The 26,048-nt window shown below is 73.2% G+C and carries 31 protein-coding genes; 21 read left to right on the plus strand and 10 right to left on the minus strand.

Going from position 1 to position 26,048, the window contains the following annotated elements:
* Positions 1-3: 3 nt before the first annotated feature.
* Genes AB0A94_RS08280 through AB0A94_RS08310 form a run of 7 tightly spaced genes read left to right on the plus strand, consistent with a single transcriptional unit; the run spans position 4 to position 3,642 of the window.
* The gene (locus AB0A94_RS08280; RefSeq protein WP_361740692.1) at positions 4-270 is read left to right on the plus strand and encodes a gas vesicle protein GvpG; all 267 of its coding nucleotides are present in this window, start codon (positions 4-6) and stop codon (positions 268-270) included.
* Entirely contained in the window at positions 267-845 is a 579-nt protein-coding gene (locus AB0A94_RS08285; protein ID WP_361740695.1) for a DNA primase, read from the plus strand. Before AB0A94_RS08280 ends, AB0A94_RS08285 begins: the two co-directional genes overlap by 4 nt.
* A complete protein-coding gene (locus tag AB0A94_RS08290) occupies positions 842-2,026 on the plus strand; it encodes an SRPBCC family protein (protein ID WP_361740698.1) in 1,185 nt (394 codons plus the stop codon). Before AB0A94_RS08285 ends, AB0A94_RS08290 begins: the two co-directional genes overlap by 4 nt.
* Entirely contained in the window at positions 2,023-2,364 is a 342-nt protein-coding gene (locus tag AB0A94_RS08295) for a gas vesicle protein (RefSeq protein ID WP_217135918.1), read from the plus strand. The genes AB0A94_RS08290 and AB0A94_RS08295 overlap by 4 nt, the downstream gene beginning before the upstream one ends.
* Positions 2,361-3,140, plus strand: a complete 780-nt coding sequence (locus tag AB0A94_RS08300; RefSeq protein WP_361740702.1) for a GvpL/GvpF family gas vesicle protein — start codon at positions 2,361-2,363, stop codon at positions 3,138-3,140. The genes AB0A94_RS08295 and AB0A94_RS08300 overlap by 4 nt, the downstream gene beginning before the upstream one ends.
* Positions 3,137-3,325 carry a gas vesicle protein gene (locus tag AB0A94_RS08305; RefSeq protein ID WP_030819115.1) on the plus strand — a complete coding sequence of 63 codons (189 nt, stop codon included), beginning with the start codon at positions 3,137-3,139 and terminating at the stop codon, positions 3,323-3,325. The genes AB0A94_RS08300 and AB0A94_RS08305 overlap by 4 nt, the downstream gene beginning before the upstream one ends.
* A complete protein-coding gene (locus tag AB0A94_RS08310) occupies positions 3,322-3,642 on the plus strand; it encodes a gas vesicle protein K (protein WP_361740705.1) in 321 nt (106 codons plus the stop codon). The genes AB0A94_RS08305 and AB0A94_RS08310 overlap by 4 nt, the downstream gene beginning before the upstream one ends.
* 143 nt (positions 3,643-3,785) lie before the next feature.
* On the opposite strand, the gene AB0A94_RS08315 is transcribed toward AB0A94_RS08310, so the two are convergent.
* Both AB0A94_RS08315 and AB0A94_RS08320 read right to left on the minus strand, forming a co-directional pair.
* Positions 3,786-3,956 (minus strand): hydrophobic protein, encoded by a 171-nt coding sequence (locus AB0A94_RS08315; RefSeq protein WP_073931265.1) that lies wholly within the window; start codon positions 3,954-3,956, stop codon positions 3,786-3,788.
* Positions 3,957-3,998: 42 nt separating this feature from the next.
* On the minus strand, positions 3,999-4,820 hold the full coding sequence (locus AB0A94_RS08320) for a methyltransferase domain-containing protein (RefSeq protein WP_361740708.1): 822 nt from the start codon (positions 4,818-4,820) through the stop codon (positions 3,999-4,001).
* 144 nt (positions 4,821-4,964) lie between these two features.
* Here AB0A94_RS08320 and AB0A94_RS08325 point away from each other — a divergent pair, with 144 nt between their 5' ends.
* Entirely contained in the window at positions 4,965-6,584 is a 1,620-nt protein-coding gene (locus AB0A94_RS08325; RefSeq protein ID WP_361740711.1) for an ATP-binding cassette domain-containing protein, read from the plus strand.
* Between the two features lie 10 nt (positions 6,585-6,594).
* Here AB0A94_RS08325 and AB0A94_RS08330 read toward each other — a convergent pair whose 3' ends face one another.
* On the minus strand, positions 6,595-7,707 hold the full coding sequence (locus AB0A94_RS08330; protein WP_361740714.1) for a Vms1/Ankzf1 family peptidyl-tRNA hydrolase: 1,113 nt from the start codon (positions 7,705-7,707) through the stop codon (positions 6,595-6,597).
* Between the two features lie 61 nt (positions 7,708-7,768).
* Between AB0A94_RS08330 and AB0A94_RS08335 the strand changes: the two genes are divergently transcribed.
* Positions 7,769-8,056, plus strand: coding sequence for a DUF6158 family protein (locus tag AB0A94_RS08335; protein WP_361740717.1), 288 nt, complete (start codon positions 7,769-7,771; stop codon positions 8,054-8,056).
* Positions 8,057-8,068: 12 nt separating this feature from the next.
* On the opposite strand, the gene AB0A94_RS08340 is transcribed toward AB0A94_RS08335, so the two are convergent.
* The 3 genes from AB0A94_RS08340 to AB0A94_RS08350 all read right to left on the minus strand — a co-directional run bounded on the left by AB0A94_RS08340 (position 8,069) and on the right by AB0A94_RS08350 (position 9,522).
* On the minus strand, positions 8,069-8,614 hold the full coding sequence (locus tag AB0A94_RS08340; RefSeq protein ID WP_361740720.1) for a type 1 glutamine amidotransferase domain-containing protein: 546 nt from the start codon (positions 8,612-8,614) through the stop codon (positions 8,069-8,071).
* Between the two features lie 21 nt (positions 8,615-8,635).
* Entirely contained in the window at positions 8,636-9,061 is a 426-nt protein-coding gene (locus AB0A94_RS08345) for a CBS domain-containing protein (protein ID WP_361740723.1), read from the minus strand.
* Positions 9,062-9,129: 68 nt separating this feature from the next.
* Complete coding sequence (locus tag AB0A94_RS08350; protein ID WP_361740726.1) at positions 9,130-9,522, minus strand: DUF2795 domain-containing protein; 393 nt, start codon at positions 9,520-9,522, stop codon at positions 9,130-9,132.
* Positions 9,523-9,682: 160 nt separating this feature from the next.
* Here AB0A94_RS08350 and AB0A94_RS08355 point away from each other — a divergent pair, with 160 nt between their 5' ends.
* The 4 genes from AB0A94_RS08355 (at position 9,683) to AB0A94_RS08370 (ending at position 13,042) form a co-directional block, all read left to right on the plus strand.
* Positions 9,683-9,823 carry a hypothetical protein gene (locus AB0A94_RS08355; protein WP_361740729.1) on the plus strand — a complete coding sequence of 47 codons (141 nt, stop codon included), beginning with the start codon at positions 9,683-9,685 and terminating at the stop codon, positions 9,821-9,823.
* Between the two features lie 152 nt (positions 9,824-9,975).
* Complete coding sequence (locus tag AB0A94_RS08360) at positions 9,976-10,773, plus strand: RNA polymerase sigma factor SigF (protein WP_361740732.1); 798 nt, start codon at positions 9,976-9,978, stop codon at positions 10,771-10,773.
* Between the two features lie 138 nt (positions 10,774-10,911).
* Positions 10,912-11,586, plus strand: coding sequence for a hypothetical protein (locus AB0A94_RS08365; RefSeq protein ID WP_361740734.1), 675 nt, complete (start codon positions 10,912-10,914; stop codon positions 11,584-11,586).
* A 208-nt stretch (positions 11,587-11,794) separates the two neighbouring features.
* Positions 11,795-13,042, plus strand: coding sequence for an aminotransferase class I/II-fold pyridoxal phosphate-dependent enzyme (locus tag AB0A94_RS08370; protein ID WP_361740737.1), 1,248 nt, complete (start codon positions 11,795-11,797; stop codon positions 13,040-13,042).
* Between the two features lie 84 nt (positions 13,043-13,126).
* Here AB0A94_RS08370 and AB0A94_RS08375 read toward each other — a convergent pair whose 3' ends face one another.
* Both AB0A94_RS08375 and AB0A94_RS08380 read right to left on the minus strand, forming a co-directional pair.
* Positions 13,127-13,750 (minus strand): VTT domain-containing protein, encoded by a 624-nt coding sequence (locus AB0A94_RS08375; protein ID WP_361741321.1) that lies wholly within the window; start codon positions 13,748-13,750, stop codon positions 13,127-13,129.
* A 47-nt stretch (positions 13,751-13,797) separates the two neighbouring features.
* Positions 13,798-14,571, minus strand: coding sequence for an MBL fold metallo-hydrolase (locus tag AB0A94_RS08380; protein WP_361740740.1), 774 nt, complete (start codon positions 14,569-14,571; stop codon positions 13,798-13,800).
* Between the two features lie 275 nt (positions 14,572-14,846).
* On the opposite strand from AB0A94_RS08380, the gene AB0A94_RS08385 reads away from it, so the two are divergent.
* The 6 genes from AB0A94_RS08385 to dnaK all read left to right on the plus strand — a co-directional run bounded on the left by AB0A94_RS08385 (position 14,847) and on the right by dnaK (position 23,188).
* Positions 14,847-16,931, plus strand: a complete 2,085-nt coding sequence (locus AB0A94_RS08385) for a phage holin family protein (protein WP_361740743.1) — start codon at positions 14,847-14,849, stop codon at positions 16,929-16,931.
* A gap of 96 nt (positions 16,932-17,027) precedes the next feature.
* Positions 17,028-18,089, plus strand: a complete 1,062-nt coding sequence (locus AB0A94_RS08390) for a MoxR family ATPase (RefSeq protein ID WP_361740746.1) — start codon at positions 17,028-17,030, stop codon at positions 18,087-18,089.
* A complete protein-coding gene (locus tag AB0A94_RS08395) occupies positions 18,086-19,885 on the plus strand; it encodes a hypothetical protein (protein WP_361740749.1) in 1,800 nt (599 codons plus the stop codon). The genes AB0A94_RS08390 and AB0A94_RS08395 overlap by 4 nt, the downstream gene beginning before the upstream one ends.
* A 98-nt stretch (positions 19,886-19,983) precedes the next feature.
* On the plus strand, positions 19,984-20,412 hold the full coding sequence (locus AB0A94_RS08400; protein ID WP_030856337.1) for an OsmC family protein: 429 nt from the start codon (positions 19,984-19,986) through the stop codon (positions 20,410-20,412).
* 80 nt (positions 20,413-20,492) lie between these two features.
* A complete protein-coding gene (locus AB0A94_RS08405; RefSeq protein ID WP_361740752.1) occupies positions 20,493-21,227 on the plus strand; it encodes a glycerophosphodiester phosphodiesterase family protein in 735 nt (244 codons plus the stop codon).
* Positions 21,228-21,313: 86 nt separating this feature from the next.
* The gene (gene dnaK, locus AB0A94_RS08410; RefSeq protein ID WP_361740755.1) at positions 21,314-23,188 is read left to right on the plus strand and encodes a molecular chaperone DnaK; all 1,875 of its coding nucleotides are present in this window, start codon (positions 21,314-21,316) and stop codon (positions 23,186-23,188) included.
* Positions 23,189-23,296: 108 nt separating this feature from the next.
* On the opposite strand, the gene AB0A94_RS08415 is transcribed toward dnaK, so the two are convergent.
* Positions 23,297-24,160: a helix-turn-helix transcriptional regulator gene (locus AB0A94_RS08415; RefSeq protein ID WP_361740758.1), complete on the minus strand. Its 864-nt coding sequence runs from the start codon at positions 24,158-24,160 to the stop codon at positions 23,297-23,299.
* A 222-nt stretch (positions 24,161-24,382) separates the two neighbouring features.
* Between AB0A94_RS08415 and AB0A94_RS08420 the strand changes: the two genes are divergently transcribed.
* Complete coding sequence (locus AB0A94_RS08420) at positions 24,383-24,808, plus strand: hypothetical protein (RefSeq protein WP_361740761.1); 426 nt, start codon at positions 24,383-24,385, stop codon at positions 24,806-24,808.
* Here the strand turns inward: AB0A94_RS08420 and AB0A94_RS08425 are convergent.
* Entirely contained in the window at positions 24,790-25,608 is an 819-nt protein-coding gene (locus AB0A94_RS08425) for a helix-turn-helix transcriptional regulator (RefSeq protein ID WP_361740764.1), read from the minus strand. The genes AB0A94_RS08420 and AB0A94_RS08425 overlap by 19 nt on opposite strands.
* 132 nt (positions 25,609-25,740) lie before the next feature.
* Between AB0A94_RS08425 and AB0A94_RS08430 the strand changes: the two genes are divergently transcribed.
* The gene (locus AB0A94_RS08430; RefSeq protein WP_361740767.1) at positions 25,741-26,046 is read left to right on the plus strand and encodes a 4a-hydroxytetrahydrobiopterin dehydratase; all 306 of its coding nucleotides are present in this window, start codon (positions 25,741-25,743) and stop codon (positions 26,044-26,046) included.
* Positions 26,047-26,048 lie beyond the last annotated feature (2 nt).

Here is a 26,048-nt window from a genome sequence, read left to right on the forward strand (position 1 = left end):
GACATGGGCCTGATCTCGGAGGTGCTGCTGCTGCCGTTCGCTCCGGTACGCGGCGGCGGCTGGGCCATCAGGCAGGTGTTGCAGGAAGCGGAACGCATCTACTACGACCCCGCCACGATACGCGCCGAACTGGCCCGGCTGGAGGAGCAGCTGGAAGCCGGAGAGATCAGCGAGGAGGAGTTCGACCTGCAGGAGGACGAACTCCTCGACCGGCTGGAGACCGCAACGCGCACAGGCGCGGGTGCAGGGGATGGGACGGCAGGACAGTGAATCGAACGGGACTGGGCCTCGCGATCGGGGCCGGATACCTCCTCGGACGGACCAAGAAGCTGAAGATGGCGCTCGCCGTCGGAGGCATGGTGGCGGGCAAGAAGCTGAACCTCAGCCCGCGCATGGTCGCGGACCTGGTGTCGCAGCAGCTGCGGAACAACCCGCAGTTCAAGGAACTCGGCGACCAGCTGCGCGGTGACATGCGCGGCGTCGGCAAGGCCGCCTCCGGCGCGCTGGTCGAGCGGCAGCTCGACTCCCTCGCCGACCGGCTGCACGGCCGTACCGCCGACATGCGGGAGCGGCTGGCGGGCGGCGGTCCGAAGGACGACGCCGGCGAGGAACACGGCGAGGACGCGGAGGCGGAGGATCGGGAGCCGCCGGACGAGGACGAGCCGGCCTCCGAGCGGTCGGCCGGGAAGTCGCCGGGCAAGAAGGCGCCGGGCAAGAAGGCCGCCCCCGCGAAGAAGGCGGCGGCGAAGAGGACGGCTCCCGCGAAGAAGACGGCCGCCAAGAAGACCGCCGCCGCGGTTCGCGGGGCCCGCTCCCGCACCACGAAGGGAGGCGGTGAACGATGACCGAAACCCTCGGACGGGCCGGCTCCGCCGCGCGTGAAGGCGTGAGCGGGGCGGTGAAGAATCCGCTCGCCGACGTGGCCCACAGCGAGGCCGCCGACCGGCTCAAGGCAGAGCTGCAGGACTACCTCGCGGCCCAGGCCACCCGGATGCTGACCGGCCTCGGCCACAAGCTCGGTGAGACCACGAACAAGCTCAACGACATCGCAGAGGGCAAGAGCCCGGGCTTCGCCAAGCTCGCCCTCGAGGGCGGCCGCAAGATCGCCGAGGGCAAGAGCCCCCTGCGCACCGCCGTCGAGCTCGGCGCCTCGCGGGCCAAGGACAGCGTGATGGGCAAGTTCAAGGGACTGGTCGGCGGCAAGGGCAAGCGCAAGCGCTCCTCGGGCAACAAGCCCACCGTCATCATGGAGCACATCGACGTCGGGGTCCCGCTGCGCACGGCCTACGACCAGTGGACGCAGTACCAGGACTTCAGCACCTTCGCCAAGGGCGTCAAGAGCGCCGGCAAGGCCGACGACACCACGTCGGACTGGCAGGCGAAGATCTGGTGGTCCAACCGCAGCTGGAAGGCGAAGACCACCGAGCAGGTCCCCGACGACCGCATCGCCTGGTCCTCGGAGGGCGCCAAGGGCACGACGCGGGGCGTCGTCTCCTTCCACCGCCTCGCCGACAACCTCACCCGGGTCCTGCTGGTCATCGAGTACTACCCCTCGGGCCTCTTCGAGAAGACCGGCAACATCTGGCGCGCCCAGGGCCGCCGTGCCCGGCTCGACCTGAAGAACTTCGCCCGCTTCATCACCCTCAAGGGCGAGGCCGAGGACAGCTGGCGGGGCGAGATCCGTGACGGAGAGGTCGTGCGCAGCCACGAGGACGCCCTCGCCGAGGAGGAGCAGGAGGGCACCTCCGAGGAGGGGACCGAGGAGGAGAGCGAGGCCCCTTCGGACGAGTACGACGAGGAAGCCGAGGACGAGTACGAGGACGAAGCCGGCACGGAGCCCGAGGAGGAGTACGAGCCGGAGGCCGAGGAGGAGCCCGAGCCCGAGGGCGAGGAGGAGCCCGAGGGCGAGGAGGCCGAGGAGTCCGAGGACGCCTACGAGGAGGACGAGTACCCGGAGGACGAGTACGAGGACGAGGATGAGGCCGGGGCCGAGGACGAGCAGCCCGAGAGCCGGAGCCGCCGATGACGACCCCCAGCCGGCTGCCCGAGCCGTACGGCCAGGGCAGCGGCGCCAATCTCGCCGACATCCTGGAAAGGGTGCTCGACAAGGGTGTCGTGATAGCGGGTGACATCCGCATCAACCTGCTGGACATCGAGCTCCTCACCATCAAGCTGAGGCTCGTCGTCGCTTCCGTCGACAAGGCGAAGGAGATGGGGATCGACTGGTGGGAGTCCGACCCGGCGCTGTCCTCGCGCGCCCGGCGCGACGAACTGGCCAGGGAGAACGCGGAGCTGCGTGAGCGGCTGGCCCGGCTGGAGGAACTGGGCCTGGAGCCCCGTCGCGCGCAGGAGGAGAGCCCGTGACCGGACTGCGGTACGTCTACGCGGTCTGCCGCCCCTACGGCACACCGCTCCAGGCACAGCTGACCGGAGTCGGAGGTGATCCGCCCCGGCTGCTGCCCCACCACGGCCTGGTGGCCGTCGTCAGCCACGTGCCCGAGGCGGACTTCGCGGAGGAGCCGCTGCGCGCACATCTGGAGGACCTCGACTGGCTGACCGCGGTCGCCCGCGCCCACCAGGGAGTGATCGACGCGCTCACCACCGTCACGACCCCGCTGCCGCTGCGGCTCGGCACCGTGTTCCGCGACGACAGCGGCGTACGGACCATGATGGAGGCGCGCGAGGAAAGCTTCCTGCGCACCCTGGACCGGCTGGAGGGCCGGGTCGAGTGGGGCGTCAAGGTCTACGTCGAGTCGGACCGGGCGCCGGAGACCCCCGCCGCGCCCGCGCCGAAACCGGCGTCCGGCCGGGACTACCTGCGACAGCGCCGGATGCAGACGAAATCGCAGGACGACCTGTGGCAGCGGGCCGAGACGTTCGCGACCCGGCTGCACGAGACCCTTTCCGAGGCCGCCGAGGCCTCCCGGCTGCACGCACCGCAGAATCCCACGCTCTCCGGCGCCTCCGGGCGCAATGTGCTCAATGCCGCCTATCTCGTGCCCCGTGTGAAATCCGAGGAATTCGTGGAAAAGGTGGACCGCACGAAGGACAGCGCGCCCGGAATACGTGTCGAACTCACCGGTCCCTGGGCGGCCTATTCGTTCGCCGGTGAGGAAATCGCCGAGGAGGAGGGGCCGTGACCGTCGTCGAACGCCGCGAAATAGCCCTGGTGGACCTGCTCGACCGGCTCCTGGCCGGCGGGGTCGTCATCAAGGGGGACATCACGCTGCGCATCGCGGACGTCGACCTGGTCCGTATCGACCTCAACGCGCTCATCAGCTCCGTGAACGCGCGGGTCCCCTCGCCCTTCGAGGAGTCGCGGTGACGGCCGGCCCGGACGAGCGGCCCGTCGCACCGCACGGCAGCCGGCACAGGAGCCTGGACCTGGAGCCGGACACGGTCGAACGCGATCTGATCAAGCTGGTGCTCACCGTCGTGGAACTGCTGCGCCAACTCATGGAGCGGCAGGCGCTGCGCCGGTTCGACGAGGGGGACCTGAGCGAGGAGCAGGAGGAGCGGGTCGGGCTCACCCTCATGCTGCTCGAGGACCGCATGGCGGAACTGCGGGACCGCTACGGACTGCGGCCCGAGGACCTGAACCTGGACCTCGGGCCGCTCGGACCGCTGCTTCCCCGGGACTGAATTCCCGGTTGTTCCCGGAGCTGATTCCGGGAACGACCGGGAATCAGCCCCGGGGAATATTTTCGGAAACGATTTTCGGGAACGATCGGGAATGATCTCCGGGGCTGGTCCCCGGGACCGGGTCCCGGGGATTTCCCGTCACCTCACCACCGGTACCAGCGGCCCCTGCCCCCACCCGCCGACGTGCTGCGCATGAAGAATCCCAGGAGCCACACGATCAGGACCGCCAGGGCGATCCACCAGAGAACCTTTACTGCGAATCCGGCACCGAAAAGGATCAGCGCCAGCAGCAGGACCAGAAGAATGGGAACCATAATGTCAACCTCCTGACATCCTGATTGCCCGGAAATCGCGATTCAGACTTCCTTGCGGCAGAGGATTTCCCCGTGCAGCACACTGAACCAGCCGTCGTCCCGCTCGCCCCACTCCCGCCACGCCCCGGCCACTTCCCGCAGTCGCCGCCGAGTGGCGTGGCCGCCGTCGACCGCCTGCTCGGCATAGGCCGACGCCACCGTGCGGTCCGCCCACAGGCCGCTCCACCAGGCCCGCTCCCCGGCGGTCGAGAAGGTCCAGGTGGCCGAGGTCGCGGTGACGTCCGTGAAGCCCGCGGCGAGCGCCCAGGACTTCAGCCGCCGCCCGGCGTCCGGCTCGCCCCCGTTGGCCCGGGCCACCCGCCGGTAGAGGTCCAGCCAGTCGTCCATGCCCGGTGACGGCGGGTACCAGGTCATCGCCGCGTAGTCCGAGTCCCGGACGGCGACGAACCCGCCCGGCCTGGTCACCCGCCGCATCTCGCGCAGCGCCCCCACCGGATCGCCCACGTGCTGGAGCACCTGATGGGCGTGGACCACGCAGAACGTGTCGTCCGGGAAGTCCAGCGCGTGGACGTCCCCCACCGCGAAGTCGGTGTTCGTCAGCCCCCGCTCGCCGGCCACCGCCCGGGCCCGTTCCAGGATCGCCGGCTCCCGGTCGAGGCCGGTGACGTGTCCGTCGGGGACGAGCCCCGCCAGGTCCGCGGTGATGGTGCCGGGCCCGCACCCGATGTCCAGGATCCGCATGCGGGGTTCGAGGACCCCGAGGAGGTACGCCGCCGAGTTCTCGGCGGTCCGCCAGGTGTGCGACCGCAGCACCGACTCGTGGTGGCCGTGCGTGTAGACGGCGGTCTCCCGCGCTTCCGGCATGACGAGCCCACCCCTTCCACTCTCGTAGGAGGGCGCTCACGCTACGCCCGGCCCCCGCATTCTGAGACACGTGTTTCACATTCCGGGACGCGTCTGTGGGAAACCGTTTGCCGCCCGCGCCGGCGGTCCCGCACAATCCCCACCATGGGTTACCTGGAAGCCGCGCATCTCGAGTACCACCTCCCCGACGGGAGGACGCTGCTGGGCGATGTCTCCTTCCGGGTGGGGGAGGGGGCCGTCGTGGCCCTCGTCGGGCCCAACGGCGCGGGCAAGACCACCCTGCTGCGCCTCCTCTCCGGCGAGCTGAAGCCGCACGGCGGCTCCGTCACCGTCACCGGCGGACTCGGCGTCATGCGTCAGTTCGTCGGCTCCGTACGGGACGAGACGACCGTGCGCGACCTGCTCGTCTCCGTGGCGCAGCCCGGGATCCGGGAGGCCGCCCGCGCCGTCGACGCCGCCGAGCACGCCCTCATGACGGTGGACGACGAGGCCGCCCAGCTGGCGTACGCGCAGGCCCTCGCCGACTGGGCCGAGGCGCGCGGGTACGAGGCCGAGACGCTGTGGGACATCTGCACCACCGCCGCGCTGGGCGTGCCGTACGAGAAGGCGCAGTGGCGCGAGGTCCGCACCCTCTCCGGAGGAGAACAGAAGCGCCTGGTCCTCGAGGCGCTGCTGCGCGGCACCGACGAGGTGCTGCTGCTCGACGAGCCGGACAACTACCTCGACGTGCCCGGCAAGCGCTGGCTGGAGGAACGGCTTGCCGAGACCCGCAAGACCGTCCTCTTCGTCTCCCACGACCGCGAACTCCTCGCCCGCGCCGCCCAGAAGATCGTGTCCCTGGAGCCGGGGCCCGCGGGCGCCGACGCGTGGGTGCACGGCGGCGGCTTCGCCACCTTCCACCAGGCCCGGCGGGAACGCTTCGCCCGCTTCGAGGAACTGCGCCGCCGCTGGGACGAGAAGCACGCGCAGCTGAAGAAGCTGGTGCTGACGCTGCGACAGGCCGCCGAGAACAGCCACGACATGGCGTCCCGCTACCGTGCCGCCCAGACCAGGCTGCGCAAGTTCGAGGAGGCCGGCCCGCCGCCGGAGCCCCCGCGCGAGCAGGACATCAGGATGCGCCTCAAGGGCGGCCGTACCGGAGTGCGCGCCGTCACCTGCGAGGGGCTCGAGCTCACCGGCCTGATGAAACCCTTCGACCTGGAGGTCTTCTACGGCGAACGGGTCGCCGTGCTCGGCTCCAACGGCTCCGGCAAGTCCCACTTCCTGCGCCTGCTCGCCGGCGAGGGAGTGGCCCACACCGGGAACTGGAAACTCGGCGCGCGCGTGCTGCCCGGACACTTCGCGCAGACCCACGCCCACCCCGAACTGCTGGGCCGCACCCTCCTGGACATCCTGTGGAGCGAACACTCCCAGGACCGGGGCGCCGCCATGTCGCGCCTGCGCCGCTACGAGCTGACCCAGCAGGCCGAGCAGAGCTTCGACCGCCTCTCCGGCGGGCAGCAGGCCCGCTTCCAGATCCTGCTCCTGGAGCTCCAGGGCGTCACGGCCCTGCTCCTCGACGAGCCGACCGACAACCTCGACCTGGAATCGGCCGAAGCCCTCCAGGAAGGCCTGGAGGGCTTCGAGGGCACGGTCCTCGCCGTCACCCACGACCGCTGGTTCGCCCGCTCCTTCGACCGCTTCCTGGTCTTCGGCGGCGACGGCCGTGTCAGGGAGACTCCCGAACCGGTGTGGGACGAACGCCGGGTGGAACGAGTTCGCTAGCGGCGGCGGATCACTTCCAGCGCAGCAGCGCGCCCAGTCCGCCGACCGGTGCGTCGTCCGGAGCGTCCGGCGCCAGGGACACCGACAGCGCGGGCGCGTCCGTCGCGACCGCCGAGCGGATCAGCGCGTCGTCCGCCCGCGCCGACCAGGAGTTCTGCTCACCGAGCACCTTCAGGTCCGTACGCCGCACCGCCAACTGGTCCGGATCCTCACCGATCCACACCTCACGGTGCGCGTCGGCCGATTCCGGCCGGATCAGCAGCTCGTCGATCCGGTGCTCGCGCGCGGCCTCGACCAGCGCCGGCACGCCCTCCACGGCACCCGCGCGGCCCTCGTCGTCGGGGCTGCGGGCGGCGAGGAACCGCTCCAGTTCGGCGGCGGCACGGTCATGGATGTGCTCCGCGCGGATCCGCTCGACGTCCTCGTCGAGCAGCCGGCTGCCGGCGCCGCGCGAGGCCTCGACCACCAGGTCGTGCAGCCGCTGCGGCAGCCGCTCGCGCACGGAGTGCCGCTCCCGGTCGTCACCGACGAGGACCAGCAGATCGGCGCCGGTCTCCTCGTGGCAGACGGCGAGCGCGTCGGCGATCTCCGCGGCGTTGTGCTCCCAGGTGTTCTCCACCCGCAGCTGGAAATGGCGCTCCGACCAGTCCACGGAACCGGTCCGGTGCAGCGGCCACTGCCGCCCGGTGACACCGCCGACGTCGTCCCGGCCGAGCGCGCTGCGCAGCTCGAAGTCCGCGCCCCTGCGGTCGACGTAGGCGACGATGCACACGGGGTCCTCACCTGCCAGCTCCAGCAGCGGCGCGACCCGGGGCAGCGGCGCCCACTGGGCCCAGTCGCGCTGCGGGGACCGGGCCAGCGGCGGGTCGAGCACCACCTCGCCGTCCCGGGCGAACAGCGCGCGGCCGTGCGGTTCGCTGGAGTGCCGCAGCTCCTCCAGCGCGCGGCGCACCGCCTGGCAGGTCGCCTCGTCCGCTCCCTGGTCGGCCAGCTCCCGGGCCATCGCCTGCGCCGTCAGCTGCCGTTCCTGAGGGGTGTGCTCCGTGTGCCGGGAGGTGTCGACGTAGACGGAGGCCCAGGGGCCGGGACGTTCGTAGAGTGGATGCAGGAAAGCGAGTTCCATGGCTCCCTCCCGGTTGCCGTTCGGGGTAGTGCTTGTGCCGTCGGGCGGGTACCCGGACCACATGAACGCACACGACGAGCGGGGCACCACGAGGACCGGAGTCGAGCCGGACCGCCTGGACGACCAGCAGCTCATGAAGGAGCTGGAGACCATCCACCGCACGCGGCACGACACACTGCTGTACGGCTCCAACGACGCGCTGCGCGCCCACAACGAGCGGATGGCGCAGCTCGAGGGCGAGTACCTGCGCCGCAATCCGCGCCGCCCGGTGGCCGCGGGCCGCACCCGCGAAGGTGCCCGGGAGCGGGGTGCCGCGGACACCACGACACCCACGACCCCGGGCACCTGACCGGTCCCCGGCCTACGGGGCCGTCTCCGCCCCGAACACCTCGAGGTAGGTCTCGCAGAACGCCTTGAGGTCGTCCGGCTTGCGGCTGGTGACCAGTTTGTTCGGCCCGTGGTCACACACCTTCACCTGCTCGTCGACCCAGGTGGCGCCGGCGTTGCGGAGGTCGGTCCGCAGGCTGGGCCAGCTGGTCAGCACCCGGCCCCGGACGACGTCGGCCTCGACCAGGGTCCAGGGGGCGTGGCAGATCGCGGCGACCGGCCGGCCCTGTTCGAAGAAGTCCCGCACGAACGCGACGGCCTTGTCGTCCATGCGCAGGAAGTCCGGGTTGGCCACCCCGCCCGGCAGCACCAGCCCGCCGAAGGAGTCCGCCGACGTCTCGCCGACGACCTCCTGCACGGGGAAGGTGTCCGCCTTGTCGAGATGGTTGAACGCCTGGATCTTCCCCGGGCCCGTCGACACGAGCACCGCTTCGTGACCGGCGTCCACGGCCGCCTGCCACGGCTCGGTCAGTTCCACCTGCTCGACGCCCTCGGGCGCGGTCAGGAATGCGATTCGCATGATGGCACTACGTCCCTTCGTTCACCTGCTACTGTCCGGCTCCGCACGGCTGATGTCGGCCAGCGCCGAGCCGGGTTCCCGTGCCTCGGCCAGATCGCCGAGACTCACCAGCCCGACCGGAAGACCGCCCTCGACCACCGGAATCCGGCGTATCGCGTGCTCGCGCATCAGGGCGACGGCCGAGGACACCGGATCGTCCGGGGCGAGCGTCAACGGGTCCGGTGTGCACACCGACTCCACGCTCACCTCGAGCGGATCCGCGCCCCGGGCGACCGCGCGGACCGTGATGTCGCGGTCGGTGAGCACGCCGACGACCCGCTGTCCGTCGGCCACCACCACGTCGCCGATGTGCTGGGTGCGCATCAGCTGCGCCGCCTCGACGATCGAGGCTTCCGGGCGCACGGCGACCACGCCCGGAGTCATCACGTCCTTGACGAACTCGGCCATGACCGAGGCCTCCCTCCGGTCCCGGCCGCCGGGGCACCGCGGCCGGCCGCGGTGCCCCGGCGGACCGGTTACGCGGTCTCCGTCTCCCGGGACCGGGTCAGCGCCTCGGCCAGCTCCTGGACGCTGTTGTAGCGGGCCTGGCGCGGCAGCCGCTCCAACGCCTCGATGAGCGTGTCGGGCGCGTAGCGCCGGTCCAGGGCGCGCATCAGCTCGCGCGGGCCCGCGGGGAACGCCCCGCGGCCCAGGATCCTGGCCAGTTCCAGCCGCACCGACTCCAGTGACGTCGGGCCGCGGCCCGGCGTCACCGGGCCGTACGCGACCTCGGGGTCGTCGTCGGCGAACGGCTCCGGGTCGTGCCACTCCTCGGTACGGGTGGGGTGCCCGGACCGCAGCAGACCCTGCAGTTCGTGCTTCATCTCGTCGTCGCGGTGGACGCTGAGCCGGTCGCTGCCTCGCTGCATGTCTCCCTCCAGATCCTTCGGGGTGCGCACCGCGTACCCGAGGAGCGGAGGGCGACACGGGAGTTCGGGTGCCGGATCGTCACGCCCCGGGGTTTGGCCGCCGGAGGGCGGGAGACCCGCACCCCCACGCCCCCCACGCGCCTCCTGGAAAGGACAGGCCATGGCGGTGCTCGCCGTGCTCATCCCGCCCCTCATGCTCGGCGTGCTCCTGATGCTGGGCCGCTACGAGGAGTTCGTGCTGCCGTCCGCACCGCCCGAGGCCGACCCGGCCGAAGCCCGGCTGGGGGGTTTGGGGCGGTGAAGCGGGGGCAGGCGCAGGTCCAGTGCTTCGGACAGGAGGCACGTCCGTGGAGGCGGTGTCGCGCCACTCCGGGCGCGCCTGTCCCCCGGCCGACGCGCTCGCCACGGTGACCGTCCGTCCCCGAGCACCCCCCGAGGGAGCTGCGACGCACCATGCCGACCCGAGCGAGCGCGAAACACCCGCACGACGACGCCCCCGACACCGCGGACGCCTTCCGCAGGCTCGCCGTACTGCCCCCGGGCCCGGAGCGCGAAGCACTCCGTGACGGGATCGTCGAGGCCTGGCTGCCCATGGCCGACCGCCTCGCCGGACGCTTCCGCAGCCGCGGCGAGAGCTTAGACGACCTGCGCCAGGTCGCCGCGCTCGGCCTGGTCAAGGCCGTCGACCGGTACGACCCCGAGCTCGGCAACGCGTTCGAGAGCTACGCCGTGCCGACCGTCACCGGCGAGATCAAACGGCACTTCCGCGACCACCTGTGGACCCTGCACGTACCGCGCCGGGTCCAGGACCTGCGCAACCGCGTCCGGTACGCCTCCCAGGACCTGTCCCAGACCGTCCCGGGCCGCCGGCCGACCGTGGCGGAGATCGCGGAGCACACCGATCTGAGCGAGGAGGACGTCCGTACCGGACAGGAGGCGCTGGAGAGCTTCACCGCGCTGTCCCTGGACGCCGAGCTGCCCGGCAGCGACGACGGCTACTCGCTCGCCGACGCGCTCGGGGCGCCCGACCCGGCGCTGGACACCGTGGTCGACCGCGAGGCCGTCAAGGAACGGCTGGCGGCGCTGCCCGAGCGGGAGCGGGCCATCCTCTACATGCGGTTCTTCGACGACATGACGCAGAGCAGTATCGCCGAGGAGCTGGGCATCTCGCAGATGCACGTCTCCCGTCTGATCAGCCGCTGCTGCGGCCGGGTGCGGGAGCAGGTCATGGGGGACGCCGACGAGACGTAGCGGCCCTTCACCCACGCGGGTCAGTCCGGTCCCGCCAATGGTGTCCGGCGGCGAGCGGTGCGGCGGTGACGGGGCTGTGATGGATGTGGGGCGTGCCCGCACGCCGTGCCCCCGCCGTCGCTCGAAGGAGCCCGCACCATGCGCCGCACCGCCCGTTCCCTGTCCCTCGCCGCCGCCACCGGTGCCGCCCTCGCGGCGCTCGTACCGGCCGCGTTCGCGGGCACCGCTCCGGACGACGGGGCCTCCTGGGGCTCCGCCTCCCACTCGCCCTGCCCGGAACCGGGGGAACACGAGTGGGAACCGGATGCCCTCGGACCCGCCGGGCCCCAGGCGGCCGTACCGAAGAGCACGGCCCTGGACGACCTGGACGACCTGGACGCCGAATTCGATACCGGACCCGACGCCGGCCCGGACGCCGAATTCGATACCGGACTCGACGCCGACCCGGACGCCGAACCCGATGCCGGACTCGACGCCGAACTCGGTCCCGAGGCGGAGATCCCCGCCCCCGGGGGAAGCGCCCCCGCCGGACCCGGGGCCGTCGAACCGAAGGCCCTGAAACCCGAGCCCACAGGATCCAAGCCCACCGAACCCGGGCCCACCGAATCCAGGACCCCGGACCCGGAGCCCACCGAGTCGAAGGCCACCCCCTGCGCCGACACCCCCGCGCGTCAGGGCGTCCACGCCGGTGGAGGCGGCGCCTTCACCGACTCCGTGCCCGCGCTGGCCGTCGGCGGGCTGCTGATCGCGGGCGCGTTCGGCGCCGCCGCGCACCGCGTGTACCGGGACCGGACCACCCGTGCGGACGGCTGACGTCCGCCGCCCACGCCGTGAACAGCGCCCCCCACCCCGGCACCCATGGCGCGCGGCACGCTGGGTACTGACTTGCTTGGGTCCTGTCGCCACGTTCCCGTACGCCACCGGGCCCGCCTGCGCACGGACGGCGGGGGCGTGACGACAGGACCTGGAGCACGAGTCGGCGGCGCCGGGCACGACGCCGGGGAACTGCGCGGAGGTAGGGATGCGGCGGACGGACCCGGAAGGTCACGGCCCCGTCCGGTTCGGGCCGGCGCTCCCCGAGGACGGGCTGCCCGTCCTGCCCGAGCTGTCCGCGGTACTCGCCGCCGCGGCCTCCCGCGCCGACGCCGAACCGGTCGGCGGCGGGCCCGCCCTGCTGGACGCGGCCTGCGGCTACGGCGACCGGCGCGGACTGCCCGCCGCCCCCGACCGGGTGGCCGTCGCCCCCGGCGCCCCCGCCCTGCTGGTGGCGCTGACCGCCGCCCTCGGCGGCGACGTGCTGGTGCCCCGGCCCTGTGCCGCCTGGTGGGCCCCCTACGCCCGCCTGCTCGGCCGCCCCGCCTTCCACGTGCCGACCCCGGCCGAGAGCGGCGGCGTCCCCGACCCGTACGCCCTGCTGGAGACCGTGCGCCGGCTGCGGGCCGAGGGCGGTGACCCGCGCCTGCTGGTGCTCTCCGTCGCCGACGACCCCACCGCCGGCGTCACCCCGCCCGAACTGCTGCACGAGACCCTGGAGGCCGCCGTCGCCGAGGGGCTGCACCTGGTCAGCGACGAGACCTGGCGCGACACCCTGCACGACCCGCACGGCACCGTGCTGCTCAGCCCCGCCGAGATGCTGCCCGACCGGGTCACCGTCGTCACCGACCTGGCCGGGGCCCTGCTCCCGCCGGGCTGGCCGGCGGCGGTGGCGCGCTTCCCGGCGGGCGAGGACGGGAACGCGCTCCACGCGCGCGTGCTCGACGTGCTCACCGCGCTCGACGCGCGCGTCGCCGCACCCGTCGCCGCCGCGGCGGTGTACGCCCTGTCCGAGCCCGGACCGGTCACCGCGCGCGTCGCCGACGCCGTGCGCCTGCACGCGCGCGTGGCCGCCGCCGCGCACCGGGCCGTCGTCGCCGCGGGCGCCCTCGCCCGGCCCCCCTGCTGCGGCCGGCACCTGTACGTCGACCTCACCCCCCTGGCCCCCGCGCTCGGCGCGCACGGCGTCGGTGACGCCCAGGAACTGGAGGACTTCCTCACCGCCCGGCTCGGCATGCCCGCACCGGGCGGCCACCGCTTCGGCGACGATCTCGAGGCACCGCGCGTACGGCTGTCCACCGCACCGCTGCTGGGCGACACCGCCGAACTGCGTGCGGAAGGCCTGAGTTCACCCGCGCCCCTGGAACTGCCGCAGGTGCGAAGCGCGTTGGCCCGGCTGACGACGGTCCTCGACGATCTCCGTGACGACGCCCGGCGACAGGAGTCCCCTCGATGACGCGGCGCCCCGGGCCGACCACGGGAACGGCCGCCCCGGAGTCCGGCGCCCGGGAGTCCGGTGATCCGGCCGCCGCCCCGCACCTCACCCCGCCGCCGTCCCCCGCATCCGCCGCCACAGGCCCGGGGCCACGCTGATCAGCACCGTCAGCACGATCGCCGCCAGCACGCCCTGCCACGGCTCGGCGAACAGCGAACCGCCGAGGACACCGATCAGCTGGTACGTCGCCGCCCAGGCCAGACAGGCCGGCAGATTGCCCCGCACGAAGCGCCGCACCGGCCACTTAGCGACCAGACAGGCCAGCATCACCGGCAGCCGCCCGGCCGGGATCAGCCGGGACAGCACCAGCACCGCCACCCCGTGGTCGGCGAGCTTGTGCTGCGCCTGCGCCAGCCGGTCCTCCGGGGCGCGTTCCCGGATCGCCTCCAGCCAGCGGGAGCCGTTCTTCGACCTCATCCCGCGCCGCCCCAGCCAGTACAGCGCCACGTCCCCGAGGAACGCCGCCAGCGACGCCGTCACGAACACCAGCGCCATCGAGAACGGTGCCGCCCGGTGGAAGGCGACCACGGCCGCCGAACTGACCAGCGCGCCCGTCGGCACCACCGGCACCAGCGCCCCGATCAGCACCAGCAGGAACAGCGAGGGGTAGCCGACGGCCTGCTGGGTGAACTCGGGCGCCACGGCGGGCAGGGCCGCGGGCGCGGCCACCGACGCCGGTGACGCACCGGCCGCCTGGCCAGGGACGGCGGGAAGGATCACCGCGCGGCCTCCAGGCGCACGCGCTCCCCGTGCCCCAGCCGGTGCACCGACGCGCCGGGCGCGTGCCGGGCGGCCTGCCGCTCGAACTCGTGCCCCGGCGCGTGGAACTCGTGCGGGCGCACGGCGTCCATCCCGATCGGCCAGTACGTGCCGTAGTGCACCGGCACCGCGCTGGACGCCCCCAGCCGGGCCAGCGCCTCGGCCGCGCGTCCCGCGTCCAGATGGCCCTCGCCCAGGTAAGGCCCCCAGCCGCCCACCGGGAGCAGCGCCACGTCGACCGGCCCGACCTCCTTGGCCATCTCGTCGAACAGGCCGGTGTCCCCGGCGAAGTACGTCCGCGCCTCGCCCTCCAGGACGTAGCCGAGGGCGGGGGAGCGGTGCGGCCCGACCGGCAGCCGCCGCCCGTCGTGCCGCGCGGGCACGGCCCGGACGACCAGTCCGCCGACCGTCGTCACATCACCGGGCGCCACCTCGCTCACGCCGAGATGCGTGAGCCGGCGCAGCCCCGGCACCGCGCGCCGTGCGCCCCGGGGCACGAGCAGGCGCGTACCCGGCGCGAGCCGGGCCAGCGACGGCACGTGCAGATGGTCGGCGTGCAGGTGGGAGACCAGGGCCACGTCCGCGTGCCGGGCCTCGGCCGGCGGCACCGCGCCGCGTCGGCGCCGCAGGTGTGCGAGCCGGCGGGCGAACAGGGGGTCGGTGAGCACCCGCATGCGCGAGTCCTCGACCGTGCAGGTGGCGTGACCCCACCACGTGACCTCCACCGGCACCTCTGCGCCTCCCTCGTTCGACTCCCCGAATCCCCGAATCCCCGAAGCCTACGCGCAGGAGTGCGCGCGGCGCGGGGCGCGTGTGGAGACGGCCGGCCGGGCCGAACCGCCGTACGACGCGGCGGTGAAGGCCCGGGTGCACCGGCGGCCGTCGCCGCCGACGGCCGGGTACGGCGGCCGTCGAGCCGCCGGCGGCCCGCGCGACCGGGGACGGAACGCCTCGTCCGGCCGTTGTGACAGGGTGGGGACGGGCCAGGTCGGCCGGGACGTGAGGTGTGCGGGGCGTGGGTGGCGAGCGGTGGCGACGGGTCGCCAGTCAGATCGGGCGGAGTGTCGCCGTGTGGGCGGTCTCCACGCTCACCATGCTGCTGCTCGCCGGCCTCCTGCCCGACTTCCGGCTGCGCTCGGCCGACGGCGACAGCGCCACGGACATCGCGGTCACCGCCGCCCTCGGCGCCGGCGCCTTCGGCCTGCTCTCCGCCCTGGTCTGGCCGCTGCTGGTACGCCTGCTGCTGCTCGTGCCGGCGCTCGTCCTCGGCCTGCTGGTGTTCTTCCTCAACGGGGCCCTGCTCTGGCTGGCCCTGCGGGTCAACCCCGTCGAACGGGGCGCCGCCGCCCCGGAGACGGCCGTGGTGGTCGCGGCGGTGATGTCCGCCGTCGCCTCCGCCACCGGCGCCGCCCTCGCCGTGCGCGACGACGACGCCTACCGCCGCCGCCTCTACCGCCTCGCCGACCGCAGACGGGGCTCCGCCCCGCCCTGCCCCACCACCCCCGGCACCGTCTTCCTGCAGCTCGACGGCGTCGGCCACGACGTGCTGCTGGCCGCCGTCGACAAGGGACTGATGCCCACCGTCGCCCGCTGGCTCGGCACCGGCAACGGCGGCGACCGCCCCTCCCACCGCCTCACCCCCTGGCGCACCGACTGGTCCAGCCAGACCGGCGCCAGCCAGCTCGGCATCCTGCACGGCAGCAACCACGACGTCCCCGCCTTCCGCTGGTACGAGAAGGCCCGCCGCGAGGTCATGGTCTGCAACCGGCCCACCAGCGCCGCCGAACTCCAGGCCCGCGCCATCGAGTACTCCGGCCACGCCGGACTGCTGGCCCACGACGGCGCCAGCCGCGGCAACCTCTTCAGCGGCGGCGCCGACGAACAGGCCCTGGTGCTCTCCATCGCCACCCGCCGGCGCGGCCCGGCGGCCCGCTCCCGCGCGGGCTACTTCGCGTACTTCTCCGACCCCGCCAACGCCGTGCGCACCGCGCTGTCCTTCGTCGCCGAGGTGGGCCGGGAGATCGGCCAGTCCACCCGGGCCCGGCTGCGCAAGCAGCGCCCGCGCGTCTCGCGCGGCGGGCTCTACCCGTTCGTACGGGCCTTCGCGACCGTCGTCGAGCGGGACGTCGTGGTGGCCGCCGTGACGGGCGACCTGCTGGCCGGCCGCACCGCCGTCTACGCGGACCTGGTGGCCTACGACGAGGTCGCCCACCACTCCGGGCCCGCGAGCCGGGACACCGAGAAGGTCCTCCAGCGCCTCGACCGCGCCCTCGCCCTGATCGAGAACGTCGCCGAGCACGCCCCCCGCCCGTACCGGATCGTCGTCCTCTCCGACCACGGGCAGAGCCCCGGCGAGACCTTCCGCTCCCGCTACGGCCTCACCCTCGGCGACCTGGTGCGGGCCGGCTGCGGGCTGCCCGTGCCGCGCCGGGCCCGGCACACCCACAGCGGCGCGGAGGCCCGCGCGGCCGTCCGGGCGGCGCTGCGCCGGCCCGTGGAGGAGGGCGCCGAGCACTACCGCCCCTCCCGCGGTTCCGAACCCGTCGTGCTCGCCTCCGGCAACCTGGGCCTGGTCTCGTTCCCGGACGTGCCGCACCGGATGACCAAGGAGGAGATCGACGCCCGCCACCCCGCGCTGCTGCCGACCCTCGCCAACCACCCCGGCATCGGCTTCCTCCTGGTCCGCAGCGAACGCCACGGCGGGGTCGTCCTCGGCGCGTACGGCGCTCAGATCCCGCTGGACGAGCTGGACGACAACCCCGGCCCGCTGGCCGCGTTCGGCCCCGGCGCCGCCGACGCCGTGCGCCGCACCCACACCTTCCCGCACACCGCCGACATCATGGTCAACTCCTTCCACGACCCCGCCGACGGAGAGGTCCTCGCCTTCGAGGAGCAGATCGGCTCCCACGGCGGCCTCGGCGGCGCCCAGTCCCGCCCCTTCCTGCTCTCCCCGCTCGCGCTGTCGGCACCGGTCGCCGACGGCATGGAACTCGCCGGTGCCGAGCGGATCCACCAGGTACTGCGCCGCTGGCTGACCGAGTCGGACGAGACGGACCTGCCGACGGAGCCGGACCGGGAGCGCGCGGCCTGACCGCACCGTCGGACGCCGGAAATTCGGCTGCGTGAGCGATCACCGCGGCCCACACTGGGCGTGTCCACCCCTTCCGCACACCCCTGGAGCCGCTGCGTGCAGGCAGCCGTCACCGTCACCCCCGCCCGCATCCCGGAGCTGCTGCTCGGTCTCGCGACCGTGCGGCCGGTGTTCCTCTGGGGCGCGCCCGGCATCGGAAAGTCCTCCCTGGTCAGGGAGTTCGCCGAGTCACTGGGGCTGGAGTGCGTGAGCCTGCTGGGCACCCAGCTCGCCCCCGAGGACCTGATCGGCGTCCCGCAGATCCGCGACGGCCGCTCGGTGTTCTGCCCGCCGGAGGCGATCGCCCGCGACGAGCCGTACTGCCTGTTCCTGGACGAGCTCAACGCGGCCACCCCGGACGTGCAGAAGGCGTTCTACTCGCTGATCCTGGACCGCCGCATCGGCGACTACGAGCTGCCCAAGGGCTCCATCGTCATCGGCGCCGGCAACCGCGCCACCGACAACGCGCTCGCCCGCCCCATCGCCTCCGCGCTCGTCAACCGCCTCACCCACGTCCACCTGGCGGCGTCCCCGAAGGACTGGCTGGTCTGGGCGGGGAACAACGGCATCCACCCGTGGATCACCGACCACCTCACCGACCGCCCCGACCACCTGTGGTCCAAGCCGCCGAAGACCGAGGAGCCGTTCTCCACCCCCCGCTCCTGGCACATGCTCTCCGACGCGCTGCACTCCTTCGGCCGCGACCTCGACGAGGACACCCTGAAGGTCCTCGCGCACGGCACGCTCACCCCCGCGCACGCCACCGCCTTCTGCGGCTACGTCAAGATCGTGCGCAGCCGCTTCGGCATCGACGCCGTCATCAAGGGCGAGGCCCGCTGGCCGCACCGCCCGGAGGACCGCGACCTGCTCTACTACCTCGCCGAGTCGTTCCGCGGACGCCTCGTCAAGGAACTCCCGGCGACCAAGGAGCACATGTCGGCGAACGGCCGCCAGACCGCGTACCGCGCCAAGTCGCTGCTGGTGCAGCTCGCCGAGATCTCCGTCGAGGTCGCCCAGACCGTCATCGCCTCCGACGGCGACGGCAACCCGGTCCTGCCCTCCTGGTTCCTCGTCGAGGCGGCCCGCGACATGCCCCGGCTGGTGGAGGCGCGCCGGTGAGCCGCGGCCGGGCGAAGGGGCCGAAGAAGCGCGACCTCGCGGGGGAGGCGTTCGACGCCGGGCTGCGGCTGGTGCGGGCCAACCCCGCGCTGGCCGCCGTCGAGTTCGACGTCTGCCGCCGGGAGAACTGCGAGCTCGCCCCCCGGGAGGGGCTGGTCCGCGTGGACTCCGGGGCCGTCCTGCACGCCCACCCGGACCGCATGGCCGACCCGGACGCCTGGGCGTGGGCCCTCGCGCACGCCGTCCTCCACCTCGGCTTCGGCCACGTCCCGGCCGCCAAGGGAACGCGCGAGCAGCCGGACCGCTGCGAGCTCGCCGCCCGCTGCGTGGTCGTCAACCGCTTCCTGCTCGGCTTCCCCGTCGGCACGGCGCCCGACCACCTGCCCGCCGCCTACCCCGACGGCGACGAGGAACGGCTCGCCGCCCGCTGGCGCCGGGACGGCGTCCCGGCCGTGTACGAGCGCTGCGGTACGGCGGCCGGCGAGGCGGACCTGTTCCTCCAGGAGTGGCACGGCTGGTACGGGCAGCCGCCGGACCACCAGCTGGCGTTCGCCACCGCCCTCACCCGCACCGTGTCCGCCGCGATGGACATGGCGGGCGGCCGCCGCGACAGCCTGGACGGCGAGCCGGCCCCACGACGCCCCTGGGAGCGGGCGCTGAGCTGGTTCGTCTCCTCCTACCCCCTGCTCGGCGGGATCGCCTCCGGCATCACCCTCGTCGCCGACGCCGAACTCGCCCGCGCCCACGGCATCTCCGTCGCCGCCGTCAACGCCGAGGCCGGCGAGATCTACGTCAACCCGCTGCGGCGGTTCGACGACGAGGAATGGCGGTTCGTCCTCGCGCACGAGATGCTGCACGCCGCGCTGCGCCACGGCGACCGCTGCGGCGGCCGCGACCCGTACCTGTTCAACGTCGCCTGCGACTACGTCATCAACGGCTGGCTGGAGGAGATGCGGGTCGGCACCATGCCCGAGGGCCTGCTGTACGACAAGGAGCTCGCCGGTCTGTCCGCCGAGGAGGTCTACGACCGGATCGCCGTCGACCTCCGGCGGATGCGCCGGCTGGCCACCCTGCGCGGCAAGGGGCTCGGCGACGTCCTCGGCGCCCCGCTCGGTCCGCCCCGGGACTGCGTCGATCTCGACGGCTTCTACCGCCGGGGCCTGTCCCAGGGCCTGGACCTGCACGACCGGCAGGAGCGCGGTTTCCTGCCCGGCGGCCTGGTCGAGGAGATCCGCGCGCTCAGCCACCCGCCGGTGCCCTGGGACGCCCGGCTCGCCCGCTGGTTCGACGAGTTCGTGCCGCGCCCCGAGCCGCTCCGGTCGTACGCGCGTCCCTCCCGGCGGCAGGCGTCCACCCCCGACATCCCCCGCGCGGGACGCCACTTCCCGCCCGAGGAGATCGCCCGCTGCACCTTCGGCGTCGTCCTGGACACCTCCGGCTCCATGGACCGGGTCCTGCTCGGCAAGGCGCTCGGCGCTATCGCCTCCTACGCCGGGGCCCGCGACGTACCGGCCGCCCGCGTGGTGTTCTGCGACGCGGCAGCCCACGACGCGGGGTACCTGCCGGTCACCGAGATCGCGGGCCGGGTCCGGGTGCACGGCCGGGGCGGCACCGTCCTGCAGCCCGGCATCGACCTCCTGCAGCGCGCCGACGACTTCCCGCCCACCGCGCCGGTCCTGGTCATCACCGACGGCTGGTGCGACGTGCTGCGGGTCCGGCGCGAGCACGCCTATCTGATCCCGCGGGGCGCGCGGCTGCCGTTCACGGCGAGGGGGCCCGTCTTCCGGGTGAGTTGAGCCGTGATGTGATCGGATGGGGGCGGGCACCCGGCGACCCGGGCGCCCGGACCGAGCACCGCCGGACACACGGCCGGACATTTTCGAAAGGATGCGTCATGGCAGCCACGCGCTCCGCACACACCGTTTGGGAAGGCAGTCTCTTCAAGGGCAGCGGGGTCGTCGCCTTCGACTCCTCCGGCAGCATCGCCGAGCAGCCGGTCACCTGGGCGTCGCGGGCCGAGGAGGCGAACGGGAAGACCAGCCCGGAGGAGCTGATCGCCGCCGCGCACTCCAGCTGCTTCTCGATGGCCCTCTCCAACGGCCTCGACAAGGCCGGCACCCCGCCGACCAAGCTGACCACCTCTGCCGACGTCACCTTCGTGCCCGGTGAGGGCATCACCGGCATCCACCTCACCGTCGAGGGCACCGTCCCCGGCCTGGACGAGGCCGGTTTCGTCGCCGCCGCCGAGGACGCCAAGGTGAACTGCCCGGTCAGCCAGGCGCTGAAGGGCACGAACATCACCCTGACGGCGAAGCTCGCCTGACCCGCTCGCCGCGCCGCACCACCGCAGGCCGCTCCCTTCCGGGGCGGCCTGCGGCACGTCCCCTCCCGGAGCCGACCACCATGACGCCACGCCCCGCCGTCTCCGCCCACCGGGGAGGATCCGAGCGCGCCGCCCCGGCGACCTGGGAGGCGTACGAGGACGCGCTCGCGTCCGGCGCGGAGTACGTCGAGTTCGACGTGCGGCGCACCGCGGACGGGGTCTTCGTCGTCCACCACGACCCCCGGGTGGGGCACACCGGCCCGCCGCTGGCCGCGCTCGGCCACGCCGAGCTGAACGAGCGCGCCGGATACCCCGTGCCCGTCGTGGACGAGGTCATGGAGCTGGTCGCCGGGAAGCTCGTCGCCCATCTGGATCTCAAGGAGACCGGCCACGAGCGGGAGCTGATCGACCGCGCGGTCGCCCTGCTGGGCGAGGACGGATTCGTCGCCACCAGCCTCGAGGACCGCTCCGTCGCCGCCATCACCGCCGTCCGTCCACGGGTGCGCACCGTGCTGTCCCTCGGCCGGGACGGCAGGGACATTCGCCGGGGCCGGCTGGTGCGGACCCGGATCGGCGAGCTGCTGCCCCTGCGCCGCGTCCGCGCCTGCGGCGCCCACGGGGTCGCCGCGCACTGGCGCCTGGCCCGCGCCACCGTACTGCGCGAGGCGGCGCGGGGCGGACTGTTCACCATGGTGTGGACGGTCAACGAGGACGCGGCGCTGCGCGGCTTCCTCGGCGACCCGCGCGTGGACGTGCTGATCACCGACCGGCCCCGCCGCGCCGTGGCCCTGCGGGACGCGGACCCCGCTCGTTGACAACCACCCGCTCAAACTATTGACAACAGGCCGCTCAAGTTTTGTGCTGGAAGTCCGGAGAGGTGCCCTGGCGGAAGGGGACAGCGATGGGACGTGCGGTCGGGATCGACCTGGGAACCACGAACTCGGTGGTGGCCGTGCTGGAGGGCGGTGAGCCCACCGTCATCGCCAACGCGGAGGGCGCGCGCACCACCCCCTCGGTCGTGGCCTTCGCCAAGAACGGCGAGGTGCTGGTCGGCGAGGTCGCCAAACGGCAGGCCGTGACGAACGTCGAACGCACCGCCCGCTCGGTCAAGCGCCACATGGGCGACGCGCACTGGCGCTTCCCCGGGCAGGGCTCCGTCGACGGCACCCGCTACCGGGCGCAGGAACTGTCCGCCCGGGTGCTGCAGAAGCTGCGCCGGGACGCCGAGTCCTACCTCGGCGAGGACGTCACCGACGCGGTCATCACCGTGCCGGCGTACTTCGACGACACCCAGCGGCAGGCCACCAAGGAGGCCGGGGAGATCGCCGGACTGAAGGTGCTCAGGATCATCAACGAGCCGACGGCGGCGGCCCTGGCGTACGGCCTGGACAAGGAGAACGACCAGACCGTCCTCGTCTTCGACCTGGGCGGCGGCACCTTCGACGTGTCACTGCTCGACATGGGCGAGGGCGTCATCGAGGTGAAGGCCACCAACGGCGACACCCACCTCGGCGGCGACGACTGGGACCAGCGCGTCGTGGAGTACCTCGCCAAGCGCTTCAAGGGGCAGTACGGCGTCGACCTGGCGCAGGACAAGATGGCCGTGCAGCGGCTGCGGGAGGCCGCCGAGAAGGCGAAGATCGAGCTGTCCTCCTCGTCGGAGACCACCGTCAACCTGCCCTACATCACCGCCTCCGCCGAAGGGCCCCTGCACCTCGACGAGAAGCTCACCCGCGCCCAGTTCCAGGAACTCACCGAGGACCTCCTGGAGCGCTGCAAGAAGCCCTTCCACCAGGCCGTCAAGGACGCCGGCGTGCAGCTCTCCGCCATCGACCACGTCATCCTGGTCGGCGGCTCCACCCGGATGCCCGCCGTCACCGACCTGGTCCGCGAACTCACCGGCAAGGAGCCGCACAAGGGCGTCAACCCCGACGAGGTCGTGGCCCTCGGCGCCGCCCTCCAGGCGGGCGTCCTGCGCGGCGACGTCAAGGACGTACTCCTCCTCGACGTCACCCCGCTGTCCCTCGGCATCGAGACCAAGGGCGGCATCATGACCAGGCTGATCGAACGCAACACCACGATCCCCACCCGGCGTTCGGAGATCTTCACCACCGCCACCGACAACCAGCCCTCGGTCGGCATCCAGGTCTACCAGGGCGAACGCGAGATCGCCGCCTACAACAAGAAGCTCGGCGTCTTCGACCTCACCGGCCTGCCCCCGGCCCCGCGCGGCGTCCCGCAGATCGAGGTGGCCTTCGACATCGACGCCAACGGGATCATGCACGTCTCCGCCAAGGACCTCGCCACCGGCCGCGAACAGAAGATGACCGTCACCGGCGGCTCGGCCCTGCCCAAGGACGACATCGACCGCATGATGCGCGACGCCGAACAGTACGCCGAGGAGGACCGCAGGCGCCGCGAGGCCGCCGAGACCCGCAACCAGGCCGAGCAACTCGTCTACCAGACCGAGCGGTTCCTGCGGGACAACGGCGACAAGGTGCCCGGCGGGACCAGGACCGAGGTGGAGTCGGCCGTCACGGAGGTGAAGCGGCTGCTGGAGCAGGAGTCCCCCGACACGGCCGCACTGCGCACCGCCGTCGAGAAACTCGCCACCGTCAGCCAGAAGATGGGCCAGGCGATGTACGAGCAGGCCCCGCAGACCCCGGCCGGGGGGACCGGACAGCCCACCGCGCCGCAGGAGGACGACGGCGTCGTCGACGCGGAGATCGTCGACGACGACAAGGACACCGGCCGCCGGGAGAACGGCGCGGCCTGACCTGCGCTGCTGCGGGCAGCCACACCGCCGCAGCCGCGGGCAGCCACACCGCCGCAGCCGCGGGCAGTCGTGCCGCCCTGCGGCACGACTGCCCGCGGTGGGCGTGGCTCAGTAGTGCTCGCGGCACTCCCGCAGCAGTTTCTCGGTGCGCTGTGCCGAGGCCGCCCGCGCCGTCATGTGGTCCAGGACCTCCAGGTGCGCCGACACCTCCTTGCGGGAGTCCAGGTACAGGGCGCCGGTCAGGTACTCGGTGAACACCATGTCCGGCAGCTCCGGCTCGGCGAACCGGAACAGCGAGAACGGCGCGTACGTCCCCGGGTGCGGCCCGTCCGCGAACTCGGCGATCTGCAGCGTGATCCGGTCCCGCGCGGAGTATTCGAGGAGCTTGTCGAGCTGGTCGCGCATCACCCGGCCGTCGATGCTCACCGGACGCCGCAGCACCGTCTCCTCCATCAGCACCCACAGGTGCGGCGGGTCGGGGCGCTCGAGCAGCCGCTGGCGCTCCATGCGCAGCGCCACGTGCCGCTCGACCGCCTCGGGCCCGATGTTCCCGATCGTCCCGGCTTCCAGCACGGCACGCGCGTACCCCTCGGTCTGCAGCAGCCCCGGCACGAAGTGCGGCTCGTAGGAGCGGATGATACGGGCGGCGCCCTCCAGGCTCACGTACATGCTGAACCACTCGGGCAGCACGTCGCCGTACCGCTGCCACCAGCCCGGCCGGTTCGCCTCCTCGGCGAGCTCGACGAACGCGGCGGACTCGTCCTCGGGCACCCCGTAGGCGCTCAGCAGCAGCTGGACGTACGGGATCTTCAGCGCGACCTCGGCGGTCTCCATCCGCCGTACGGTCGCGGGCGCCACCCGCAGGACGCGGGCGGCCTCCTCCCGCGAGAGGCCCGCCGCCTCCCTCAGTTCCTGAAGCCGCCTTCCCAGGACCACTTGGCCCACGGTGGGTGCGGCCCGCCGCTCACTCACGCCACGCCTCCCCAACACGCCCGGGCACGCGCCCAGTCTGCCATGTTCCTCCGACCCTCTCACGAGCCGCGGGCGACCGCCCTGTTCCGCCGGTCCTCGCCGCATGACCCGGGAGGTAATCGACCCGGCCCCGCCCGCGCGGGATCGTGGACGCACCGGGTTCCGGGCCGGCGCACTCCGGCCCGGGACCCGGCAACCGATCCCGACGGAAGGTGGTACGTCATGTCCGCGACCCAGCTCGCCGTGCTCGCCCGGACCGTGGAGCCGCAGCGGATGCTGCGCCGCTTCCTGGCCCTCGACGCCGTGGTGACCGGTACCAACGCCGTCGCCTACCTCACCCTCTCCGGACCGCTCGGCCGGTTCCTCGGGGCCGGTTCGGGCCTGCTGCTCGGGATCGGCGCGTTCCTCGCGGTGTACGCGGCCGGCGTGGGCCTGCTGGCCGCCCGGCCGCACCCGCCGGCGCCCGGCGTGCGGATCGTCGTCGAGGCCAACCTCGCCTGGACGGCGGTGAGCCTCGCCGCCCTCGCGCTGTGGCTCACCCCGACCACGGCGGGCGCGGTGTGGACGGTCCTCCAGGCGCTCACCGTGGCGGGCTTCGCCCTGCTCCAGCACAGGGCGCTGAAGGAGCGTCAGCTCAGCCAGGACTGAAGGTACTTGGCCGTCGCCGGGTCCGCCGGGAGCAGCGTCTCCACGGCCAGCTCGGCGACGGTCACGTCCATGGGCGTGTTGAACGTGGAGATCGACGACACGAACGACAGCGTCTGTCCCCCGTGCTCGATCAGCATCGGCAGCGCGAAGTACGCCACCGGCTCGGCCGGTTCCTCCGGCCGGCCGGCGGTGTCCGGCACCGGGAACGCCGCCACCTCGTCGTACAGCGCCCGCAGCCGCTCCGAGCGGTGCAGGGCGATCTGCCGCCGCATCTGCTCCAGCAGGTGCCCGCGCCACTCCCGCAGGTTCCGGATCCGCGGCGCCAGCCCCCGCGGGTGCAGGGTGAGCCGCACCGCGTTCAGCGGCGGCGTCAGCAGGGACTCCGGGACGCCCTCGAACAGCGCCACGACCCCCCGGTTGGCCGCCACGACGTCGTACACCGCGTCCACCACCAGCGCCGGATACGGCTCGAAGCCGGTGATCAGCCGCTCGATGCCCTCGCGCACCACGTCCAGCGCGGGGTCGCCCAGCGGGGTCTCCGGGTAGTGGGGCGCGTAACCGGCCGCCAGCAGCAGCGCGTTGCGCTCCCGCACGGGGACGTCCAGGTGCTCGGCCAGCCGCAGTACCATCTCCTCGCTGGGCCGGGAACGGCCGGTCTCGATGAAGCTGATGTGCCGGGCGGAGGAATCGGCGCGCAGGGCCAGCTCCAGCTGGCTGATCCGCCGCTGCTCCCGCCAGGCGCGCAGCAGCGGGCCCACGCCCCCGGTGCGGGAAGCGGTACCGGACGTGACAGTGGTCATGCCAGGACGGTAGTCGAGAAACGGCCGTACCGGGGAGCCGCCCGTCTCCGGCCAGGACTCCGGGGGGCTTCTGTGACAGCCTGGAAGTCCCGTACGGACCAAGGGACCCGAATCGGCGAAGGAGCGCAGCCCATGCCCGTCGAACCGCTGTCGCAGAAGGAGATCGAGGAGCGGCTGGCCGAGCTGCCGGGCTGGTCGCTCGACGGGGACCGGATCACCCGCTCCTACCGGCTCGGCTCGCACGTCGCGGCGACCGCGATGGTCGTCCACATCGCCCAGGTGCAGGAGGAGCTCGACCACCACTCCGACCTCACCCTCGGCTACGACACGGTGGCCCTGTCCGTGCACACCCACAGCGCGGGCGGCGTCGTCACCGAGAAGGACCTCGAGCTCGCCCGCAGGGTGGAGGACCTGGCACCCGGACACGGTGCACACTGAGG

This window comes from Streptomyces sp. NPDC044984 (assembly GCF_040646935.1).
GTDB lineage: Bacteria > Actinomycetota > Actinomycetes > Streptomycetales > Streptomycetaceae > Streptomyces.

Excerpts from the sequence above, each read along its gene's own strand:
- AB0A94_RS08320 (WP_361740708.1), bottom strand. The coding sequence starts at position 4,820 with ATGCCGGAAGCGCGGGAGACCGCCGTCTACACGCACGGCCACCACGAG.
- AB0A94_RS08335 (WP_361740717.1), top strand. The coding sequence starts at position 7,769 with ATGAACGCACACGACGAGCGGGGCACCACGAGGACCGGAGTCGAGCCG.
- AB0A94_RS08280 (WP_361740692.1), top strand. The coding sequence starts at position 4 with ATGGGCCTGATCTCGGAGGTGCTGCTGCTGCCGTTCGCTCCGGTACGC.
- AB0A94_RS08360 (WP_361740732.1), top strand. The coding sequence starts at position 9,976 with ATGCCGACCCGAGCGAGCGCGAAACACCCGCACGACGACGCCCCCGAC.
- AB0A94_RS08350 (WP_361740726.1), bottom strand. The coding sequence starts at position 9,522 with ATGCAGCGAGGCAGCGACCGGCTCAGCGTCCACCGCGACGACGAGATG.
- AB0A94_RS08345 (WP_361740723.1), bottom strand. The coding sequence starts at position 9,061 with ATGGCCGAGTTCGTCAAGGACGTGATGACTCCGGGCGTGGTCGCCGTG.
- AB0A94_RS08340 (WP_361740720.1), bottom strand. The coding sequence starts at position 8,614 with ATGCGAATCGCATTCCTGACCGCGCCCGAGGGCGTCGAGCAGGTGGAA.
- AB0A94_RS08370 (WP_361740737.1), top strand. The coding sequence starts at position 11,795 with ATGCGGCGGACGGACCCGGAAGGTCACGGCCCCGTCCGGTTCGGGCCG.
- AB0A94_RS08365 (WP_361740734.1), top strand. The coding sequence starts at position 10,912 with ATGCGCCGCACCGCCCGTTCCCTGTCCCTCGCCGCCGCCACCGGTGCC.
- AB0A94_RS08355 (WP_361740729.1), top strand. The coding sequence starts at position 9,683 with ATGGCGGTGCTCGCCGTGCTCATCCCGCCCCTCATGCTCGGCGTGCTC.
- AB0A94_RS08425 (WP_361740764.1), bottom strand. The coding sequence starts at position 25,608 with ATGACCACTGTCACGTCCGGTACCGCTTCCCGCACCGGGGGCGTGGGC.
- AB0A94_RS08430 (WP_361740767.1), top strand. The coding sequence starts at position 25,741 with ATGCCCGTCGAACCGCTGTCGCAGAAGGAGATCGAGGAGCGGCTGGCC.
- AB0A94_RS08290 (WP_361740698.1), top strand. The coding sequence starts at position 842 with ATGACCGAAACCCTCGGACGGGCCGGCTCCGCCGCGCGTGAAGGCGTG.
- AB0A94_RS08420 (WP_361740761.1), top strand. The coding sequence starts at position 24,383 with ATGTCCGCGACCCAGCTCGCCGTGCTCGCCCGGACCGTGGAGCCGCAG.
- AB0A94_RS08325 (WP_361740711.1), top strand. The coding sequence starts at position 4,965 with ATGGGTTACCTGGAAGCCGCGCATCTCGAGTACCACCTCCCCGACGGG.
- AB0A94_RS08400 (WP_030856337.1), top strand. The coding sequence starts at position 19,984 with ATGGCAGCCACGCGCTCCGCACACACCGTTTGGGAAGGCAGTCTCTTC.
- AB0A94_RS08330 (WP_361740714.1), bottom strand. The coding sequence starts at position 7,707 with ATGGAACTCGCTTTCCTGCATCCACTCTACGAACGTCCCGGCCCCTGG.
- AB0A94_RS08295 (WP_217135918.1), top strand. The coding sequence starts at position 2,023 with ATGACGACCCCCAGCCGGCTGCCCGAGCCGTACGGCCAGGGCAGCGGC.
- dnaK (WP_361740755.1), top strand. The coding sequence starts at position 21,314 with ATGGGACGTGCGGTCGGGATCGACCTGGGAACCACGAACTCGGTGGTG.
- AB0A94_RS08405 (WP_361740752.1), top strand. The coding sequence starts at position 20,493 with ATGACGCCACGCCCCGCCGTCTCCGCCCACCGGGGAGGATCCGAGCGC.
- AB0A94_RS08315 (WP_073931265.1), bottom strand. The coding sequence starts at position 3,956 with ATGGTTCCCATTCTTCTGGTCCTGCTGCTGGCGCTGATCCTTTTCGGT.